Here is a 17,895-nt window from a genome sequence, read left to right as displayed (position 1 = left end):
TTAATATCGTATTGATCGGTGTTTTGATATTTTTCTGTGTGAGTGGTTATGTCATACCATGGTCGATGAATACGCGAGATGGTTTAACCTCGATATTTGGTTTTTGGATTCGAAGAGTTTTTCGTCTTTACCCTATTTATATCGTAATGACAATTCTTGGGTAGTTTTTTATCAGATAGTTGGTATGTATCAAAACTTTATTCGGAAATGATGTCAGACCCCATCGTTTATTGGGGGGGCACTGAGCATGATGAGTCATTTCTTGGGGGAAAATACCGTACTTCAGGGGTTAGAGTGGACTTTAGCCTATGAGATGTTGTTTTATTTGGCATGTACGGTTTTTTTTGTTACTTCGACGCTGGCTAGCAAATATTATTTCTTTTTTTTGTTTTTGTATTAACTGTTTCATTGATAAACATTGGGTTTGACCTTTATGATGTGAATAACAATATCCAGAAAATATTATATTTTTACTTATTCTTTTCTTCTGGTTTAATTTGCTTTTTAATTAAAAAGAATGTATTGTCTCGCAGGTTTTTTGCGATGTTAAACTTTGTTCTTATAGCGACAATGTTCTGTAGAGCTCTTATTTGGTACAAATGCTGGGGGGTAGTTATCTTACTTTTTCATTCACACCTGCCATCTTTATTTTCTATTCCTTTATTTTAGAGCGGATTATAGTTAGCTCAAAGCTGATGCCGTTAATTGGGGGTGTAAGTTGTTCTATATATTTGATGCATATTTTTGTTCCGTACAGCATCCCATTAACTGACTTCCCGCCAGTTATAAGGTTTTTAGTATGGACCATTATAACTGTTGCTATTGCATCTATTTCATATAAATTGATAGAGCTCCCTGCTATCAAAATGAGCCGTAGGATAGTTTACAAAAAATATTGAACATAACTAATGTACATTATTTTCGCATAGTTCTTCAGTATGGTTACAAATTGTTGTTCGATCATCACCTGACAGGAGTACATAATGTCTAAGCAACAAATCGGCGTCGTTGGTATGGCTGTGATGGGGCGCAACCTGGCGCTCAACATCGAAAGCCGTGGTTACACCGTGTCCGTTTTCAACCGCTCACGTGAAAAAACGGAAGAGGTTATCGCCGAGAATCCAGGGAAAAAACTGGTTCCTTACTATACGGTAAAAGAGTTTGTTGAATCTCTTGAAACACCTCGCCGTATCCTGTTAATGGTGAAAGCGGGTGCTGGCACTGATGCAGCTATCGACTCCCTGAAACCTTATCTGGATAAAGGTGACATCATCATTGATGGCGGTAATACGTTCTTCCAGGACACTATCCGTCGTAACCGTGAGCTCTCCGCTGAAGGTTTTAACTTTATCGGAACTGGCGTATCTGGTGGTGAAGAAGGTGCGCTGAAAGGCCCATCCATCATGCCGGGTGGCCAGAAAGAAGCTTATGAACTGGTCGCGCCAATCCTGACCAAAATCGCAGCGGTTGCGGAAGATGGTGAGCCGTGTGTGACGTATATTGGTGCCGACGGTGCAGGCCACTACGTGAAGATGGTGCACAACGGCATTGAATACGGTGACATGCAGCTGATTGCCGAAGCCTATTCATTGTTGAAAGGTGGTCTGAACCTGAGCAACGAAGAACTGGCCAGCACCTTTACCGAGTGGAATAACGGTGAGCTGAGCAGCTATCTGATCGACATCACCAAAGATATCTTCACCAAAAAAGATGAAGATGGTAAATATTTGGTGGATTTCATTCTGGATGAAGCGGCAAACAAAGGTACCGGTAAATGGACCAGCCAAAGCTCTCTGGATCTTGGTGAACCGCTGTCTCTGATCACTGAATCTGTGTTTGCGCGTTACATCTCTTCGCTGAAAGATCAGCGTGTCGCTGCCTCTAAAGTCCTGTCTGGGCCTAAAGCTCAGCTTGCGGGTGATAAGGCAGAATTTATTGAGAAAGTACGTCGTGCACTGTACCTCGGTAAGATCGTTTCTTATGCTCAGGGCTTCTCACAACTGCGTGCCGCGTCCGACGAGCATAACTGGGATCTGAATTACGGCGAGATTGCAAAAATCTTCCGTGCGGGCTGTATTATTCGCGCGCAGTTCCTGCAGAAAATCACCGATGCCTACGCTAAAAATCCGGGTATCGCGAACCTGCTGCTCGACCCGTACTTCAAGAACATTGCCGATGAATACCAACAGGCACTGCGTGATGTCGTAGCGTATGCCGTGCAGAATGGTATCCCGGTTCCGACATTCTCTGCTGCTGTTGCTTATTACGACAGCTATCGTGCAGAAGTATTGCCCGCTAACCTGATTCAGGCACAGCGTGATTACTTCGGTGCGCATACTTACAAACGTACTGATAAAGAAGGTGTTTTCCATACCGAATGGATGGAATAAGTCTTCTGATAGTCACTGGCCCGGTTCTCTAACCGGGCTTTTTTTATCTTAAATCTGATTGATTTACGTTGATTGCTTAATCTTTACTTAATATTTCTGGCGTACCCTGATCAAGAAAATCTGAATTGTTTTAACCTTCGTTGACACAATATTCGACAAAACGTTAAAACATTATTCTCTTATCAGGATGTACGACATCATGATTAAATATTAAGTTAATACTGAGAGCATGAAATGAAAATTACCATTTCTGGTACCGGATATGTTGGCCTGTCAAATGGTCTTCTTATCGCCCAACATCATCAGGTCATTGCTCTGGACATTGTCCCTTCACGTGTCGAGATGCTAAATAATCGGATATCTCCGATAGTCGATAAAGAAATTGAACAGTATTTACAATCAAGCGATATAAATTTCAAAGCCACGCTGGACAAGTACGACGCCTACCAGAATGCAGATTTTGTTATTATTGCAACGCCTACAGATTACGACCCGAAAACAAACTATTTTGATACCTCCAGCGTTGAATCAGTTATCAGCGATGTGATTGAAATAAATCCTGATGCGCTCATGGTGATTAAATCAACAGTGCCTGTTGGTTTTACTCAGACTATGCGACAGAAGTTTAACTCGGATAATATTATCTTTTCTCCTGAGTTCCTGCGCGAAGGGAAGGCACTGTATGATAACTTATACCCATCACGAATTGTTATCGGCGAACGGTCTGCTCGTGCTGAACGTTTTGCTGCCTTGTTACAGGAAGGGGCAATAAAGCAGGATATCTCGGTGCTGTTCACCGATTCTACTGAAGCTGAAGCCATTAAGCTTTTTGCAAATACTTATCTGGCAATGCGGGTTGCCTATTTTAATGAACTTGATAGCTATGCAGAAAGCCTGGGGCTTAATGCACGACAGATCATCGAAGGGGTTTGTCTGGATCCGCGCATTGGGAACCATTACAACAACCCTTCATTCGGTTATGGTGGATACTGTCTGCCAAAAGACACGAAGCAATTACTCGCCAACTATCAATCTGTACCTAATAATATTATTTCAGCCATCGTTGATGCTAACCGTACACGAAAAGATTTTATTGCTGATGCTATTCTTTCGCGTAAACCCAAAGTTGTCGGTATCTATCGCCTGATTATGAAAAGCGGCTCGGATAATTTTAGAGCCTCGTCTATTCAGGGCATCATGAAACGCATTAAAGCGAAAGGTATCCCGGTCATAATTTATGAGCCGGTAATGGCAGAAGAGAGTTTTTTCCATTCACGGGTTGAACGTGATTTGGCTAAATTCAAAAGTGAGGCCGATGTTATTATCTCAAATCGGATGGCTGAAGAACTGTTGGATGTCGCTGATAAAGTGTATACCCGCGATTTATTCGGTAACGATTAAAGGTCCTGCAAAATAAAGATACCGGCATGATGCCGGTATCAGTCTATTATTAATGGCGTTTGCGTAAATTCTCAATCACCGTCGTTAGATCGAGATCTTGGTCCTGCAGCAGAACCAGCAGGTGATACATCAGGTCCGATGCCTCATTGGTCAACTCGAAACGATCATGCACGGTCGCGGCCAGTGCTGTCTCAACACCTTCTTCTCCAACTTTCTGGGCAATTCGCTTCGTACCGCTGGCGTACAATTTTGCGGTATAGGAGCTGGCGGGATCTGCCGTTTTGCGCTCAGCCAGGAGTTGCTCCAGTTGATACAGGAACAACCATTGGTGGCTGGACTCACCAAAACAGCTGCTGGTGCCTTTGTGACAGGTTGGGCCAATCGGGTTAACCAGCGCCAGCAGGGTGTCGTTGTCGCAATCAGCGGAAATGCTGACGACATTAAGAAAATTGCCAGAGGTTTCACCTTTGGTCCACAGGCGCTGTTTAGTACGCGAGAAAAAGGTTACTTTCCCGCTTTCGATCGTTTTATCCAGCGCTTCCGGGTTCATATACCCGAGCATCAACACTTCACCGGAAACCGCATGTTGTACGACGACCGGCATCATTCCATCGGTTTTTTCCCAGTCCAGCTCGCGGCATTGTTGCTTCGTTAACATATCCTGATCTCCACGCCCTGTGTTGCCAGGTACGCTTTTAATTCGCCAATATTGATAATTTGCTTATGGAAAACGGAGGCGGCAAGCGCACCATCGACATCTGCATCCCTGAAGGCATCAAGGAAGTGCTCCATCGTTCCTGCGCCGCCAGAAGCGATCAGTGGAACATGGCAAACTTCGCGCACTTTTTTCAATTGCTCAAGATCGTAGCCGTTACGCACGCCGTCCTGGTTCATCATATTAAGAACGATTTCACCCGCGCCCAGTTTTTGCACCTCTTTTACCCAGTCGATCGTTTCCCACTGTGTAACGCGCGTACGGTTTTCATCTCCGGTGTACTGATTGACGTGATACTTCCCGGTTTGTTCATCATGCCAGGTGTCGATACCTACCACGATGCACTGCACGCCAAAGCGATCCGCCAGGCGGGTGATCAACGTTGGGTCAGCCAGAGCAGGGGAGTTGATAGAAATTTTATCTGCGCCGAAAGACAGTATCTTTGCGGCATCCTCGGGTGATTTAATTCCACCGGCGACACAGAACGGAATGTCGATCACTTCTGCCACGCGTGATACCCAGCTTTTGTCCACCACGCGACCATCGCTCGATGCGGTGATATCGTAAAAAACCAGCTCATCTGCGCCTTCATCGGCATAGCGTTTTGCCAGTGGAACGATATCGCCAATAATCTCGTGATTGCGGAACTGAACCCCTTTGACAACCTGCCCGTCACGAACATCAAGGCAAGGGATTATGCGTTTTGCCAGCATTGGATGGCCTCCTCAACGGTGAATTTACCTTCCAGCAAAGCACGTCCCACAATGACGCCGCCAACGCCGGTTCCGCGCAGGGCGGCGACATCTTCAATCCCACCAATCCCGCCGGATGACTGAAATGCCACCTGGGGGTATTTCGCACACACTTCTTCGTACAGTGCAACGTTTGAGCCAGCCAGCGTGCCGTCACGGGAGATATCGGTGCACAGCACGTGCTTCAGACCGACGGGTAAATAGGCCTCAACCAGTTCTTCCAGTGAAACGCCGGAGTCTTCCTGCCAGCCGCTGACCGCAACCTGTTTATTCCCGAGCTCGTCGATCCGCACATCCAGCGCCAGAACCAGCGCGTCAGCACCAAAGCGCGTGAACCAGGTTTTAACACGCTCGGGCGATTTTACCGCCGTCGAGCCGACAACCACACGTGCAACGCCCGCATCCAGCAGAGCGGCGACGTCTTCTTCAGTACGTACGCCACCTCCTACCTGCACCGGTACGTTTACGCCAGCCACCAGTGTTTTAATCAGCGGTATTTGCCGTTTCTGCGGATCTTTTGCACCGGTCAGGTCCACCAGGTGCAGCACCTTTGCGCCTTGTGCGGCATAGTTTTGTAAACGGGGCAGGGGATCGTTACCGTAATCACGCTGCGTTGCGTAATCGCCCTGATGAAGACGCACAACCGTGCCGTCGATTAAATCTAATGCCGGAATTATCATTACATCTCCAGAAAGTTTTTCAGCAACTTCGCGCCAGCGGCACCTGAACGCTCCGGGTGGAACTGCACGCCAAAGAAATTATCCTTTTGTACCGCTGCGGTGAAGGGCTCACCGTAGTTGCATTGCGCAATTGTCCATGGGTTCACCGGCATGGCGTAGCTGTGTACAAAATAGAAATACGCCCCATCCTCAATGCCCTGGAAAAGGCGGTTTCCGGCCTGTGGATAGACACGGTTCCAGCCCATATGCGGCAACGGCAGACCAAAATCGGTCATTTTGGGTACGTCTTGATCAATAATCCCCAGCAGGGAGACACCGTTACTTTCTTCACTGCGCCGACCAAGCAGCTGCATACCTAAGCAAATCCCCAGTACAGGTTGTGTGCAGGCTTTAATCAGTTCAATCAGCTCACGCTCGTGTAGCTGATCCATTGCCGCCTGTGCGGTACCCACACCAGGCAGAAACAGTTTATCGGCACGCAGCACAACATCCGCATCGCGGCTAACCACCGGATCATAGCCGTGGCGTGCGACGGCAGATTTCACCGAGTTCAGGTTGGCGCAGCCGGTGTCGAGGATCACCACGTTCATCACAGCACCCCTTTTGAAGAAGGAAGCGTGTCGCCTTCTACGCGAATAGCCTGGCGCAGCGTGCGGCCAAAGGCTTTGAACAGACTTTCCACGCGGTGGTGGTCATTTTTACCTTTGGTTTTAAGGTGTAACGTGACACCCATGGTGTAAGAGAGCGAACGGAAGAAGTGTTCGATCATCTCCGTACTCAGATCGCCGACGCGCTGGTAGGTAAACTCAGCCCGGTACTCCAGGTGTGGACGCCCGGAGATATCCAGGGCACAGCGTGCCAGGCACTCGTCCATCGGCAGCACAAAGCCAAAACGGTTGATGCCTCGTTTATCGCCCAACGCCAGTTTTAAGGCTTCACCCAGAGCCAGCCCGGTATCCTCAACGGTGTGGTGATCGTCAATATACAGATCGCCTTTGACGGCTATCTCCATGCGAAAACCACCGTGGGTCGAGATTTGATCCAGCATGTGGTCAAAGAAGCCGACGCCGGTATTAATTTTGCTGCGGCCTTCGCGGTCCAGCCAGACTTTAACGTCAATCTGCGTTTCTTTTGTATTACGCTCAACGTGGGCGTAACGATCCCGTTTGGTTAGCTGCTCACCGATCATTGCCCAGTTCAGCGTGTCGCGGTGATAGCGTAACCCGGTGATGCCCATGTTTTCCGCCAGCTGAATGTCGGTTGCGCGATCGCCGATCACGTAGCTGTTCGCGGTATCCAGCACCTGTTCAATCAGGTATTGCTCGACCAGCTTCACTTTGGGTTTACGACAATCACACGCATCTGCCGGCAGGTGCGGGCAGATCAGTACTTCATCAAATATAACGCCCTGTGAGGTGAAAATTTGCATCATCAGGTTGTGCGGACCGTCAAAATCCGCCTGTGGGAAGCTCTGTGTTCCCAGTCCATCCTGGTTGGTGATCATCACCAGCTTAAAACCTGCTTTTTGCAGTTTTAGCAAAACCGGGACCACCTCCGGCTCAAAGGCAAGCTTGTCGAAGCGATCGACCTGAAAGTCACTGGGCGGCTCGGAAATCAGGGTTCCATCACGGTCAATAAAAAGATACTTCTGGCTCATACTTGCTCCGCACGTAAGGCGTCAATGACGCGCTGGCTCTCTTCACGGGTTCCGACAGTAATACGCAGGCAGCCGCTCAATGAAGGTTGTTTGTTCTGGTCTCGTAAGATAATGCCCTGATCCCACAAAGATTTAAATACGCTACTTGATGCTGTGAAGCGCGCCAGAACATAGTTGGTTTCAGAGTCGAAAACCTGTTCTACACAGCGGAGGGTTTTCAGGCTATCAACCAGGTACTGACGCTCTTGTAGAATCTGCGCCACGCGCTCGCGCATGGCGGAAATGCCTTGCGGCGTTAGCGCCTGAGCAGCGATATCTGCCACCGGTGTAGAGAGCGGGTAAGGCGCGATCACTTTCAACAACAGGTTGATAACGTCTTCATTAGCTAGCGTAAATCCGCAGCGCAAACCGGCAAGGGCAAACGCCTTAGACAGGGTGCGCAGTACCACCAGGTTTGGGTATTCCGATAGCCAGCCTGCCAGTGTGGCCTGCGGGCAAAACTCGATATACGCTTCATCGGCGACCACGATGGCTTTGCCCTGCGTCATGTCGAGCAGTGAACGCAGATCCTGCGGCTTAATCAACTGGCCCGTCGGGTTATTGGGGCTGCAAACGTAAACTACTTTCACGCCATCAAGCTTGTCCGCGATACCTTGTAAATCCAGTTGCCAGTTGGCAAGTGTCGGTACGGTACGACATTCAACGCCAATGGTTTCAGCACTGACGCTATACATGCCATAGGTCGGCGGGCAGTAGAGAATCGCCTCTTTACCCGGCTCGCAAAAAGCACGTACCAGCAACTCGATACCTTCATCAGCACCGCGGCTGACCAGTACCTGCTCTGGCTTAACGCCTGCATACTGCGCGTAGTTCTCGATCACTGCCTTCGGCTGACACTCCGGATAACGGTTCAGTGTTTGCTGAGTCAGCTGGAATTCAACGGCGGTGGGGAACTCATTGGCATTGAGCCAGACGTCGCCATTTCCGCCCAGACGGCGGGCAGATTGATACGGTGTTAGCTCACGGACATTTTTACGGGCTAAATCAGTAACGCTGAGAATGTTGTCAGTGCTCATGCTTGCTCCTTCAGGGCGTTAACGCGCAGGGTAACGGCATTTTTGTGGGCAGTCAGTCGTTCAGCGGCGGCCAGCGTTTCGATGGTTGCGGCCAGGGCAGAGAAACCTTGCGGCGATAATTCCTGTACGGTCATCCGCTTCTGGAAATCGGCCAGTCCAAGACTTGAGCAGGTTGCGGTATAGCCGTAGGTAGGCAGCACGTGGTTAGTCCCGGAGGCATAGTCACCGGCAGATTCCGGTGACCAGTCACCGAGAAAGACAGAGCCCGCACTGGTGATGTCATCGACCAGTTCGCGAGCATTGCGGGTCTGAATGATCAAGTGCTCCGGGCCGTACGCATTAGAAATCGCTACGCATTGCGCGAGAGAGCGGGTGACAATCAGACGACTGGCACTTAACGCCTGCCGTGCGGTTTCAGCGCGTGGCAGCGCGGCAAGCTGGCGTTCTACTGCTTCAGCAACCTGGCTGGCCATACCGGCATCCGGTGTCAGCAGGATCACTTGAGAATCGGGGCCGTGCTCGGCCTGAGAGAGTAAGTCAGAGGCAACGAAATCCGGCGTGGCGCCGCTGTCGGCAATCACCAGCACTTCAGACGGGCCTGCTGGCATATCGATGGCGGCACCGTCCAGACGCTGACTAACCTGACGTTTGGCTTCGGTCACAAAGGCATTACCGGGGCCGAAAATTTTGTCCACTTTCGGCACGGATTCGCTGCCAAATGCCAGCGCGGCAATCGCTTGTGCGCCCCCAACGTTAAACACGTCCTGTACGCCGCAGAGCTGCGCGGCATACAGAATTTCATCGGCGATAGGGGGCGGAGAGCACAACACCACTTTTTTACAGCCGGCAATGCGGGCCGGGGTGGCGAGCATTAACACTGTTGAGAAGAGTGGCGCGGAGCCCCCGGGAATGTACAGGCCAACAGAATTTACCGGGCGGGTAACCTGCTGGCAGCGTACACCGGGCTGCGTTTCAATATCGACTACCGGCAGTTGTTGCGCGTTATGAAATGTCTCGATGTTTTTCACGGCGACAGCCATGGCCTGTTTAAGGTCATTGCCAAGACGTGCGCCGGCGGCGGCGATCTCTTCGGCACTGACTTTCAGCGCATTCACGTTAGTTTTATCAAACTTTGCGCTGTATTCACGTAGTGCTGCGTCACCGCGCGACTTTACGTTATGCAGAATTTCGCTCACGGTACGGGTGATGCTATCTGACGCCGAGATTGCCGGGCGCATCAGTAATTCACTTTGCTGCTCTTCGGTACAGCTATTCCAGTCGATGATGGTATTAAAGCTCATAATCGTCTTCCTTTTTTTGCCGGATGGCACGTTGTTTATCCGGCCTACGGGTCTTGTAGGCCCGGCAAGCGAAGCGCCACCGGGCAGCATAAGTGGAATTACTCCATCATCTTCTCAATAGGCAGCACCAGGATGGAACTGGCACCAAGCGCTTTCAGTTTTTCCATCGTTTCCCAGAACAGGGTTTCGCTGCTAACCATGTGCATTGCCACGCGCTGCTGATCGCCGGCCAGTGGCAAAATCGTTGGGCGTTCAGCGCCTGGCAGCAAGGCGATAACGTCGTCCAGACGTTCACTTGGCGCGTGCATCATGATGTATTTAGATTCGCGAGCCTGAATAACCCCTTGAATACGGGTCAGCAGCTTATCAATCAGTTGTTGTTTAGCTTCCGCCATTTCTCCGTCACGCTGAATCAGACAGGCTTTGGAGCGGTAAATGACTTCCACTTCACGCAGGCCGTTGGCTTCAAGCGTTGCACCGGTGGAGACCAGATCGCAGATTGCATCTGCAAGCCCAGCACGGGGAGCAACTTCGACAGACCCGTTTAACAAGCAGGATTTGAACGAAACACCTTTCTGATCGAGATAGCGTTTGAGCAGGTGTGGATAAGAGGTGGCGATACGTTTGCCGTTCAGTGCAGACGGACCGTCCCAGGCTTCGTCAACCGGGGTCGCCAGCGAAAGACGACAGCCGCCGAAGTCCAGACGACGTAACGTAAAGTAACGAGGATCTTCACCCTGTGCCCGGCGGTTGAGCAGTTCTTCTTCCAGCACGTTTTCACCGATGATGCCGAGATCAACGACGCCATCCATGACCAGACCCGGGATATCGTCATCGCGTACGCGGAGAATATCGATAGGCATATTTTCTGCCATCGCAATCAGGCGCTGGGTGTGAAGATTAATTTTAATGCCACAGCGGGCCAGCAATTCGCGTGAGTCATCGCTTAAACGGCCTGATTTCTGCATAGCTATGCGTAAGCGGGTGTTGTCTAACATTCTTTATTCCTCGTTATCCTGTCTGAATCGGTTTGGGTCACGCACAAAAAAAAGCCCCCGGAAGAAATCTTCCGGGGGCTTTCTCATACGCTCATGCACCGCTGGAAGATTTAAATGTCTCCCAGCACACATCGCCTGAAAGACTAGTCAGGATGATGGTGATGATGGTGATTAAATTGAGCGCGTGTCATAAATTTTCTCGATGAATGCTTATTCATTTGATGTCTTTTAACCTAAACCACTTTAGCCACGGAAAGCAAGGGCTTTTTTTGATCATTAATTCATTTCATATTGATACTATGAATTGTCAGCCACCGTGGGCTGGCGTAGCCTTGGGTTATAGGCCAAAAGTCAGGAGAAAAGGCATGAAAAAGGTCGCAATTGTCGGATTAGGTTGGTTAGGCATGCCGTTAGCCATGTCTCTGGCAGCCAGGGGCTGGCAGGTTACCGGCAGCAAAACCACATTGGATGGGGTGGAAGCGGCCCGAATGAGCGGTATTGAAAGCTACTCGCTGCGCCTGGAGCCTGAACTGGTCTGTGAACCTGACGATCTCGATGCGCTAATGGATGCGGATGCGCTGGTCATCACCCTACCTGCACGCCGTAGTGGCCCGGGTGAGACGTTTTATTTGCAGGCAATGCAGGAACTGGTCGACAGTGCGCTGGCGTATCGCATTCCACGGATTATTTTTACCAGCTCCACCTCGGTTTATGGTGATGTGCAGGGGACGGTGAAAGAGGGCACACCACGTAATCCGGTCACGGCAAGTGGTCGTGTCCTGAAAGAACTCGAAGACTGGCTGCACAATCTGCCGGGAACGTCGGTGGATATTCTGCGCCTGGCAGGCCTGGTGGGACCGGGCAGACATCCCGGTCGCTTTTTTGCGGGTAAAACTGCACCAGATGGGCAGCATGGCGTCAATCTGGTGCATCTGGATGACGTGGTTTCTGCTATCACGTTGCTGCTACAAGCGCCTAAAGGGGGACACATCTATAATATATGTGCGCCTATGCATCCGGCGCGCAATGTGTTCTACCCTCAGATGGCTCGTCTGTTGGGGATGGAACCACCGGATTTCCGGGACGGAGTGGATAACGGTAAAGGTAAAGTCATTGATGGCAACCGAATTTGTAATGAGCTTGGGTTTGAGTACCAGTATCCCGATCCGCTGGTGATGCCGATGGAGTGACAGATCAGCAGAGTGTCGCTGTATACCGCCAGGGGGCGAGTATGAAACCACTGCTGGATGTTTTGATCATTCTTGATGCGTTAGAGAAAGAGGGGAGTTTCGCGGCGGCGTCCGCAAAATTGTTTAAGACGCCGTCAGCGCTGAGTTATACCGTCCACAAACTGGAAAGCGATCTTAATATTCAGTTGTTGGATCGCAGTGGACACCGGGCCAAATTTACCCGAACCGGACAGATGCTGCTGGAAAAGGGACGCGAGGTACTACATACCGTGCGCGAACTTGAAAAGCAGGCCATCAAACTGCATGAAGGCTGGGAGAATGAACTGGTTATCGGCGTAGACGATACCTTTCCCTTTTCGCTTCTTGCCCCGCTCATCGAATCTTTCTATCAACACCACAGCGTGACGCGTCTTAAATTTATCAATGGCGTACTGGGCGGCTCCTGGGATGCCCTGATTCAGGGCCGGGCCGATATCATTGTCGGTGCCATGCGTGATCCACCAACAGCGAGTGACTTTGGTTTTGCGCGTCTGGGTGTGCTTGAACAGGCTTTTGTTGTTGCCCCCCATCATCCATTGGCGCAGGAGCCGGAACCGTTGAGTCGCCGGACGATCAAACGTTTTCGCGCCATTGTGGTCGGCGATAATGTGCATCCCGCGAACGTATCGGCTTCTCAGCTTCTCGACGATCAGGAAGCCATCACCGTTTTTGACTTCAAAACCAAACTGGAACTGCAGATAAGTGGTCTGGGATGTGGTTATATTCCGCGCTATCTGGCACAACGATTTCTGGACAGCGGGGCACTGATTGAGAAGAAAGTTGTCGCGCAAATTCTGTTTGAACCCGTGTGGATTGGCTGGAACGAGCAGACCGCGGGATTAGCCAGTGCATGGTGGCGGGATGAAATTTTAGCAAATAGTGCTATCGCGGGGGTCTATGTAAAAACGGTTGTCGATAAATCAATCGGTTAGGAAAAAATATTTTTTGACAAGCCTCTCATTCTCTTGTCATTTCGCCCTAATTTAGTGCACAATGCGCCGCTTGCAAAAAATGAGATTAACCGACGTTTTAATACGCGTCGGTTATTTTTTTGCATCAAACCAATCATTCATAAAAGAGGCCGGGCTTCGTACCGGATAGATACTTACTTAAAAATCGACAGTTGTTGTCGCTGAGGATTAACAAAAAATGGGGCAATTTTTTGCTTACGCGACGGTTTCCGCCGTAATGGAGGATAACCATGTCGCATAACGCTACTCCAAACACCTCTCGCGTGGAATTACGTAAAACGCTTACGCTGGTTCCGGTTGTCATGATGGGCCTTGCCTATATGCAGCCGATGACGCTGTTCGATACATTCGGTATCGTATCAGGAATGACCGATGGTCACGTCCCGACAGCTTACGCCTTTGCACTGATCGCCATCCTTTTTACCGCACTGAGCTACGGTAAACTGGTGCGTCGCTATCCGTCTGCAGGCTCTGCCTACACTTACGCCCAGAAATCCATTAGCCCGACCGTTGGCTTTATGGTGGGTTGGTCATCACTGCTGGACTACCTGTTCGCACCGATGATCAACATTCTGTTGGCGAAAATCTATTTTGAAGCCCTGGTGCCGTCGATACCGTCATGGATGTTCGTGGTAGCACTGGTGGCCTTTATGACTGCTTTTAACCTGCGCAGCCTCAAATCTGTCGCGAACTTCAACACCGTGATCGTGCTGTTGCAGGTCGTGTTGATTGCGGTGATCCTCGGCATGGTCGTTTATGGCGTGTTCGAAGGGGAAGGTGCGGGTACGCTGGTGAGCAGCCGTCCGTTCTGGTCAGGTGATGCACATGTGATTCCAATGATCACGGGTGCCACTATCCTGTGCTTCTCGTTCACTGGTTTCGACGGTATCAGCAACCTCTCTGAAGAGACCAAGGATGCTGAGCGTGTGATCCCGCGCGCAATTTTCCTGACCGCACTGATTGGTGGCCTGATCTTTATTGTTTCTACCTATCTGTTGCAGCTGTACTTCCCGGATATCTCTCGCTTCAAGGACCCGGATGCTTCACAGCCTGAAATCATGCTGTACGTAGCCGGTAAGTTCTTCCAGGTCGGCGCGCTGATTTTCTCCACCATTACCGTATTGGCATCCGGGATGGCGGCGCATGCAGGCGTAGCGCGTCTGATGTACGTGATGGGGCGTGACGGTGTATTCCCGAAAAGTTTCTTCGGTTATGTACACCCTAAATGGCGTACTCCATCCATGAACATCATCCTGGTTGGCGCGATTGCCCTGCTGGCAATCAACTTTGACCTGGTAATGGCGACGGCGCTGATTAACTTTGGTGCGCTGGTGGCGTTTACCTTCGTTAACCTGTCGGTAATCTCCCAGTTCTGGATCCGTGAGAAGCGTAACAAGACGCTGAAAGACCACTTCCAGTATCTGTTCCTGCCAATGTGCGGTGCGCTGACCGTGGGCGCGCTGTGGGTGAACCTGGAAGAGAGCTCTATGGTTCTGGGGCTGATCTGGGCTGGTATTGGCCTGATCTACCTGGCTTGTGTGACCAAGAGTTTCCGCAACCCGGTACCGCAGTACGATGAAGATATCGCGTAATAATCTAATCTGACATCGAAAAACCGGAGACATGTTCTCCGGTTTTTTTATTCCACTGCTTTATTTCCAGCCAGTATTAATAACCGTTAGTTCTAAATTAGAGAATTTGGTTATTGGTTCTGAACCAGTTAGTCATGAATAATTTCCTGACTAATATACTTCTGGCTAATTAATTTATGTTTTCAATGATCTTAAGCGGGCTCATCTGTGGCGCGCTGCTTGGCTTTGTCATGCAACGTGGACGATTTTGTCTGACGGGCGGCTTTCGCGATATGTATATTGCGAAAAACAATCGTATGTTCTATGCGCTACTGATAGCCATTTCTGTGCAAAGCGTGGGTGTCTTTGCGCTGATCCAGGCGGGTGTACTCAGCTATGATGCCGGCACCTTCCCATGGCTGGGAACCGTTGTTGGTGGTTATGTTTTTGGTATCGGAATTGTTTATGCGGGCGGGTGTGCTACTGGAACCTGGTATCGTGCAGGAGAAGGGCTTATCGGTAGCTGGATTGCGCTGTTTACCTATATGGTGATGAGTGCGGTGATGCGCTCTACGCATGCGAGTGGGCTGAATCAGGCGCTGAAAACCTACAGTACTGAGCATAACTCCATTGCCGATACGTTGAACCTGTCCGTATGGCCACTGATCGCTATTCTGCTGGCGGTTACATTGTGGGTGGTGGCGAAAGAGCTGAGAAAACCAAAATTGAAAGTCGCTACGCTACCGCCTCGTCGTACCGGCCTTGCGCATATTTTGTTTGAGAAGCGCTGGCATCCATTTGTTACTGCGGTTCTGATCGGGCTGATTGCGCTGTTGGCATGGCCGCTGAGCGAAGCAACCGGACGAATGTTTGGCCTGGGTATCACGTCACCAACAGCCAATATTTTGCAATTCCTTGTCGCAGGCGACAGTAAGTTTATTAACTGGGGAGTGTTCCTGGTGCTGGGCATTTTTCTCGGCTCATTTATTGCAGCGAAAGCCAGTCGCGAATTTCGTGTTCGTGCAGCCGACGCACCCACCACGCTGCGTAGCGGTTTTGGCGGTCTGTTAATGGGCTTTGGTGCCAGCATCGCGGGGGGCTGTTCGATTGGCAACGGTCTGGTTATGACGGCGATGATGACCTGGCAGGGATGGGGTGGCCTGGTCTTTATGATTCTCGGCGTCTGGACTGCGTCATGGATTGTGTATATCAGACCGCAGCGTAAGGCAAAACTAACCGCTGCTGCGGCAAATTAAGCGTAAGGATTTGATGATGGCAATTAAAAAACTGGATGTGGTCACGCAGGTTTGTCCGTTTCCACTGATTGAAGCAAAAGTGGCACTGGCAGAAATGGCAAGTGGTGATGAACTGGTGATCGAGTTTGACTGTACCCAGGCAACTGAGGCAATTCCGCAATGGGCCGCCGAAGAGGGGCACGTGATTACTGATTATCAACAGGTGGGTGACGCCGCCTGGAGCATTACGGTGCAGAAAGCGTAAACACGATCCCTCCGCCGTCTGGCGGAGGGCATTTCATCTTCAGACTATCTCTTGCGCATACTGCCAGAGCGATTTCAGTAGCATCAGCTTCTCTTTGTTGTCAGCGTATTGCTGACTCAACATCTGCAATTCATTCGCGTAATTTTGCAAAAACTCCGGTGTGAATACCTGACGACGATGATCCAGCCAGCGTTGCTGCTCCCCCTCATCCAGTGTTCCGGGGAAATTGCGTGCGCGATAATTAAACAGCAGTTTTTCAATGCGATTATCGACGAAAGTGATGTCCAGTGCGGGTAAATTGCGAGGTTCGGTTTCCAGAACGATCTTCATTGCGGCACGGTCAGCATCGCTGAAAAAACCGTTGTATAACTGCGCATCTACGTTGTCCGATGGCGCAAAGGGTTCTGCTTCGGCAAAAATAGCCACCACTTTATCGCGCACCTGCGGGTTTTCACGCAGGACTTTAAGATTATCCAGACAATGCTGGCGGTTAATACCGAGACGTTCGGCATCTTCCGGACGTAACGTATTCGCCTGTGCCAGAACCGGGCATTTGTTGATATGCACCAGTTTAACCGGCACCGCTGCGTTATCTCCCAGATCGGCTTTGGCGGTGTAAAGACGCTCGCGCAGGGTGTCGCTATCCAGTTCAAGCAAGGGAGAGATATCACCGGCTAAGTCGACCATAATAACTGCATTACGATTATCCGGATGCCAGGCGAGCGGGGCAACCCAACTGGTGTTACCTCGCCATGCACCGAACATACCAGATACATGCACTAAGGGCTTCATTTGTGGGACATCAATCAACGCAGCCAGCTTGTGTTTATTACGGTGGCTGTAAAGATAGTCAAACAGACGAGGTTGACGTGACTTTACGAGTTGCGCCATGGCAATCGTGGCATACACGTCTGCCATCGCATCGTGGGCATTAGCATGCTCAATTCCGTTGGCGCGGGTCAGATGCTCAAGGCGAAAACTGGGTAGCCCGTCGTCGTTTTCTGGCCAGTTGATCCCTTCCGGTCGTAGCGCATAGCAGGCGCGCATTACATCCAGCAAATCCCAGCGAGAATTGTCGTTCTGCCAGCTCCAGGCGTAGGGATCATAAAAATTGCGATACAGGATATTACGTGTCACTTCATCATCGAAGCGCACATTGTTATACCCGAGGATACACGTTTTCGGCACGGTAAACAGCGCATGGATGCGGGCAGCAAATGCGGCTTCGTTCTCACCCTTATCACGTGCTTCTTGCGGCGTAATACCGGTTATCAGCACCGCTTCAGGTTGTGGCAGATAGTCGTCGGCGGGCTTGCAGTAAAAGACTTCGGGATCGCCAATGATATTGAAATCGCTATCTGTGCGGATGGCCGCAAACTGCGCGGGTCTGTCCAGTGCCGGATGGGTACCAAAGGTCTCGTAATCGTGGAAGAGAAAACCAGGTTGCTGCTTGCCGTCATTCATTGTTCAGTTATGTCCGGGATCAATTTAGCGCTCATCTAAGAATACCAAAAAATAGCGCGGTAATCAGCAATGGGATTATCAATGCTCGGCGATGGCCGCAATAAAATTGAGATAAACGTGATTAAAATAAAACGAATTAATAGGTTTGGGATTTTAAGAATATTTCATGAAATAAAGTTACGTTATCGTG

Annotated in this window: 17 protein-coding genes, 1 pseudogene and 1 other annotated feature; of the genes and pseudogenes, 8 read left to right on the top strand and 10 right to left on the bottom strand. The window is 50.2% G+C overall.

Annotation, left to right across the window (positions count from 1 at the left end):
- The first annotated feature begins 983 nt into the window (after positions 1 to 983).
- Both gndA and ugd read left to right on the top strand, forming a co-directional pair.
- On the top strand, positions 984 to 2,390 hold the full coding sequence (gndA, locus tag NNN64_RS20695; protein ID WP_040231903.1) for an NADP-dependent phosphogluconate dehydrogenase: 1,407 nt from the start codon (positions 984 to 986) through the stop codon (positions 2,388 to 2,390).
- Positions 2,391 to 2,624: 234 nt separating this feature from the next.
- Positions 2,625 to 3,791: a UDP-glucose 6-dehydrogenase gene (gene ugd / locus NNN64_RS20690; RefSeq protein ID WP_271442601.1), complete on the top strand. Its 1,167-nt coding sequence runs from the start codon at positions 2,625 to 2,627 to the stop codon at positions 3,789 to 3,791.
- A 49-nt stretch (positions 3,792 to 3,840) separates the two neighbouring features.
- Here the strand turns inward: ugd and hisIE are convergent, their stop codons facing one another.
- The 9 genes from hisIE to hisL all read right to left on the bottom strand — a co-directional run bounded on the left by hisIE (position 3,841) and on the right by hisL (position 11,161).
- Complete coding sequence (hisIE, locus tag NNN64_RS20685) at positions 3,841 to 4,449, bottom strand: bifunctional phosphoribosyl-AMP cyclohydrolase/phosphoribosyl-ATP diphosphatase HisIE (protein WP_271442600.1); 609 nt, start codon at positions 4,447 to 4,449, stop codon at positions 3,841 to 3,843.
- Positions 4,443 to 5,219 (bottom strand): imidazole glycerol phosphate synthase subunit HisF, encoded by a 777-nt coding sequence (gene hisF, locus NNN64_RS20680; protein ID WP_271442599.1) that lies wholly within the window; start codon positions 5,217 to 5,219, stop codon positions 4,443 to 4,445. The genes hisIE and hisF overlap by 7 nt, the downstream gene beginning before the upstream one ends.
- On the bottom strand, positions 5,201 to 5,938 hold the full coding sequence (hisA, locus tag NNN64_RS20675; RefSeq protein WP_271442598.1) for a 1-(5-phosphoribosyl)-5-[(5-phosphoribosylamino)methylideneamino]imidazole-4-carboxamide isomerase: 738 nt from the start codon (positions 5,936 to 5,938) through the stop codon (positions 5,201 to 5,203). Before hisA ends, hisF begins: the two co-directional genes overlap by 19 nt.
- The gene (gene hisH, locus NNN64_RS20670) at positions 5,938 to 6,528 is read right to left on the bottom strand and encodes an imidazole glycerol phosphate synthase subunit HisH (RefSeq protein WP_005128083.1); all 591 of its coding nucleotides are present in this window, start codon (positions 6,526 to 6,528) and stop codon (positions 5,938 to 5,940) included. The genes hisA and hisH overlap by 1 nt, the downstream gene beginning before the upstream one ends.
- The gene (hisB, locus tag NNN64_RS20665) at positions 6,528 to 7,595 is read right to left on the bottom strand and encodes a bifunctional histidinol-phosphatase/imidazoleglycerol-phosphate dehydratase HisB (protein ID WP_271442597.1); all 1,068 of its coding nucleotides are present in this window, start codon (positions 7,593 to 7,595) and stop codon (positions 6,528 to 6,530) included. Before hisB ends, hisH begins: the two co-directional genes overlap by 1 nt.
- Positions 7,592 to 8,671, bottom strand: a complete 1,080-nt coding sequence (gene hisC / locus NNN64_RS20660; protein WP_271442596.1) for a histidinol-phosphate transaminase — start codon at positions 8,669 to 8,671, stop codon at positions 7,592 to 7,594. The genes hisB and hisC overlap by 4 nt, the downstream gene beginning before the upstream one ends.
- Entirely contained in the window at positions 8,668 to 9,972 is a 1,305-nt protein-coding gene (hisD, locus tag NNN64_RS20655; protein ID WP_271442595.1) for a histidinol dehydrogenase, read from the bottom strand. The genes hisC and hisD overlap by 4 nt, the downstream gene beginning before the upstream one ends.
- Before the next feature lie 98 nt (positions 9,973 to 10,070).
- Positions 10,071 to 10,970 carry an ATP phosphoribosyltransferase gene (hisG, locus tag NNN64_RS20650; protein WP_271442594.1) on the bottom strand — a complete coding sequence of 300 codons (900 nt, stop codon included), beginning with the start codon at positions 10,968 to 10,970 and terminating at the stop codon, positions 10,071 to 10,073.
- Positions 10,971 to 11,015: 45 nt separating this feature from the next.
- Positions 11,016 to 11,138 (bottom strand) — a sequence feature (His leader region).
- Positions 11,114 to 11,161, bottom strand: coding sequence for a his operon leader peptide (gene hisL, locus NNN64_RS20645; protein WP_101741515.1), 48 nt, complete (start codon positions 11,159 to 11,161; stop codon positions 11,114 to 11,116). (Overlaps the previous feature by 25 nt.)
- 174 nt (positions 11,162 to 11,335) lie before the next feature.
- Here hisL and NNN64_RS20640 point away from each other — a divergent pair, with 174 nt between their 5' ends.
- The 6 genes and pseudogenes from NNN64_RS20640 (at position 11,336) to tsuB (ending at position 16,241) form a co-directional block, all read left to right on the top strand.
- Positions 11,336 to 12,160, top strand: a complete 825-nt coding sequence (locus NNN64_RS20640; RefSeq protein ID WP_040231914.1) for an SDR family oxidoreductase — start codon at positions 11,336 to 11,338, stop codon at positions 12,158 to 12,160.
- Between the two features lie 41 nt (positions 12,161 to 12,201).
- A pseudogene (locus NNN64_RS20635) lies at positions 12,202 to 13,186 on the top strand (LysR substrate-binding domain-containing protein).
- 162 nt (positions 13,187 to 13,348) lie between these two features.
- Positions 13,349 to 13,411, top strand: a complete 63-nt coding sequence (yoeI, locus tag NNN64_RS23415) for a membrane protein YoeI (protein WP_101741514.1) — start codon at positions 13,349 to 13,351, stop codon at positions 13,409 to 13,411.
- Positions 13,401 to 14,762: a putrescine/proton symporter PlaP gene (gene plaP, locus NNN64_RS20630; RefSeq protein ID WP_048218046.1), complete on the top strand. Its 1,362-nt coding sequence runs from the start codon at positions 13,401 to 13,403 to the stop codon at positions 14,760 to 14,762. The genes yoeI and plaP overlap by 11 nt, the downstream gene beginning before the upstream one ends.
- Positions 14,763 to 14,938: 176 nt before the next feature.
- Entirely contained in the window at positions 14,939 to 15,997 is a 1,059-nt protein-coding gene (gene tsuA / locus NNN64_RS20625; RefSeq protein ID WP_271442593.1) for a thiosulfate utilization transporter TsuA/YeeE, read from the top strand.
- A gap of 16 nt (positions 15,998 to 16,013) precedes the next feature.
- Positions 16,014 to 16,241: a thiosulfate utilization sulfurtransferase TsuB/YeeD gene (gene tsuB, locus NNN64_RS20620; protein WP_271442592.1), complete on the top strand. Its 228-nt coding sequence runs from the start codon at positions 16,014 to 16,016 to the stop codon at positions 16,239 to 16,241.
- Between the two features lie 39 nt (positions 16,242 to 16,280).
- Here tsuB and sbcB read toward each other — a convergent pair whose 3' ends face one another.
- Positions 16,281 to 17,705, bottom strand: coding sequence for an exodeoxyribonuclease I (gene sbcB, locus NNN64_RS20615; RefSeq protein ID WP_271442591.1), 1,425 nt, complete (start codon positions 17,703 to 17,705; stop codon positions 16,281 to 16,283).
- Positions 17,706 to 17,895 lie beyond the last annotated feature (190 nt).

Origin of the sequence: Citrobacter sp. Igbk 14 (assembly GCF_028069825.1) — a bacterium.
GTDB lineage: Bacteria > Pseudomonadota > Gammaproteobacteria > Enterobacterales > Enterobacteriaceae > Citrobacter.
Note: the sequence above shows the minus strand (reverse complement) of the source record. Positions and strands in the feature narration are given on the sequence as shown.

Bases quoted from the DNA above. Each gene is read 5' to 3' on its own strand.
- gndA (WP_040231903.1), top strand. From the start codon at position 984: ATGTCTAAGCAACAAATCGGCGTCGTTGGTATGGCTGTGATGGGGCGC.
- ugd (WP_271442601.1), top strand. From the start codon at position 2,625: ATGAAAATTACCATTTCTGGTACCGGATATGTTGGCCTGTCAAATGGT.
- hisIE (WP_271442600.1), bottom strand. From the start codon at position 4,449: ATGTTAACGAAGCAACAATGCCGCGAGCTGGACTGGGAAAAAACCGAT.
- hisF (WP_271442599.1), bottom strand. From the start codon at position 5,219: ATGCTGGCAAAACGCATAATCCCTTGCCTTGATGTTCGTGACGGGCAG.
- hisA (WP_271442598.1), bottom strand. From the start codon at position 5,938: ATGATAATTCCGGCATTAGATTTAATCGACGGCACGGTTGTGCGTCTT.
- hisH (WP_005128083.1), bottom strand. From the start codon at position 6,528: ATGAACGTGGTGATCCTCGACACCGGCTGCGCCAACCTGAACTCGGTG.
- hisB (WP_271442597.1), bottom strand. From the start codon at position 7,595: ATGAGCCAGAAGTATCTTTTTATTGACCGTGATGGAACCCTGATTTCC.
- hisC (WP_271442596.1), bottom strand. From the start codon at position 8,671: ATGAGCACTGACAACATTCTCAGCGTTACTGATTTAGCCCGTAAAAAT.
- hisD (WP_271442595.1), bottom strand. From the start codon at position 9,972: ATGAGCTTTAATACCATCATCGACTGGAATAGCTGTACCGAAGAGCAG.
- hisG (WP_271442594.1), bottom strand. From the start codon at position 10,970: ATGTTAGACAACACCCGCTTACGCATAGCTATGCAGAAATCAGGCCGT.
- NNN64_RS20640 (WP_040231914.1), top strand. From the start codon at position 11,336: ATGAAAAAGGTCGCAATTGTCGGATTAGGTTGGTTAGGCATGCCGTTA.
- plaP (WP_048218046.1), top strand. From the start codon at position 13,401: ATGTCGCATAACGCTACTCCAAACACCTCTCGCGTGGAATTACGTAAA.
- tsuA (WP_271442593.1), top strand. From the start codon at position 14,939: ATGTTTTCAATGATCTTAAGCGGGCTCATCTGTGGCGCGCTGCTTGGC.
- tsuB (WP_271442592.1), top strand. From the start codon at position 16,014: ATGGCAATTAAAAAACTGGATGTGGTCACGCAGGTTTGTCCGTTTCCA.
- sbcB (WP_271442591.1), bottom strand. From the start codon at position 17,705: ATGAATGACGGCAAGCAGCAACCTGGTTTTCTCTTCCACGATTACGAG.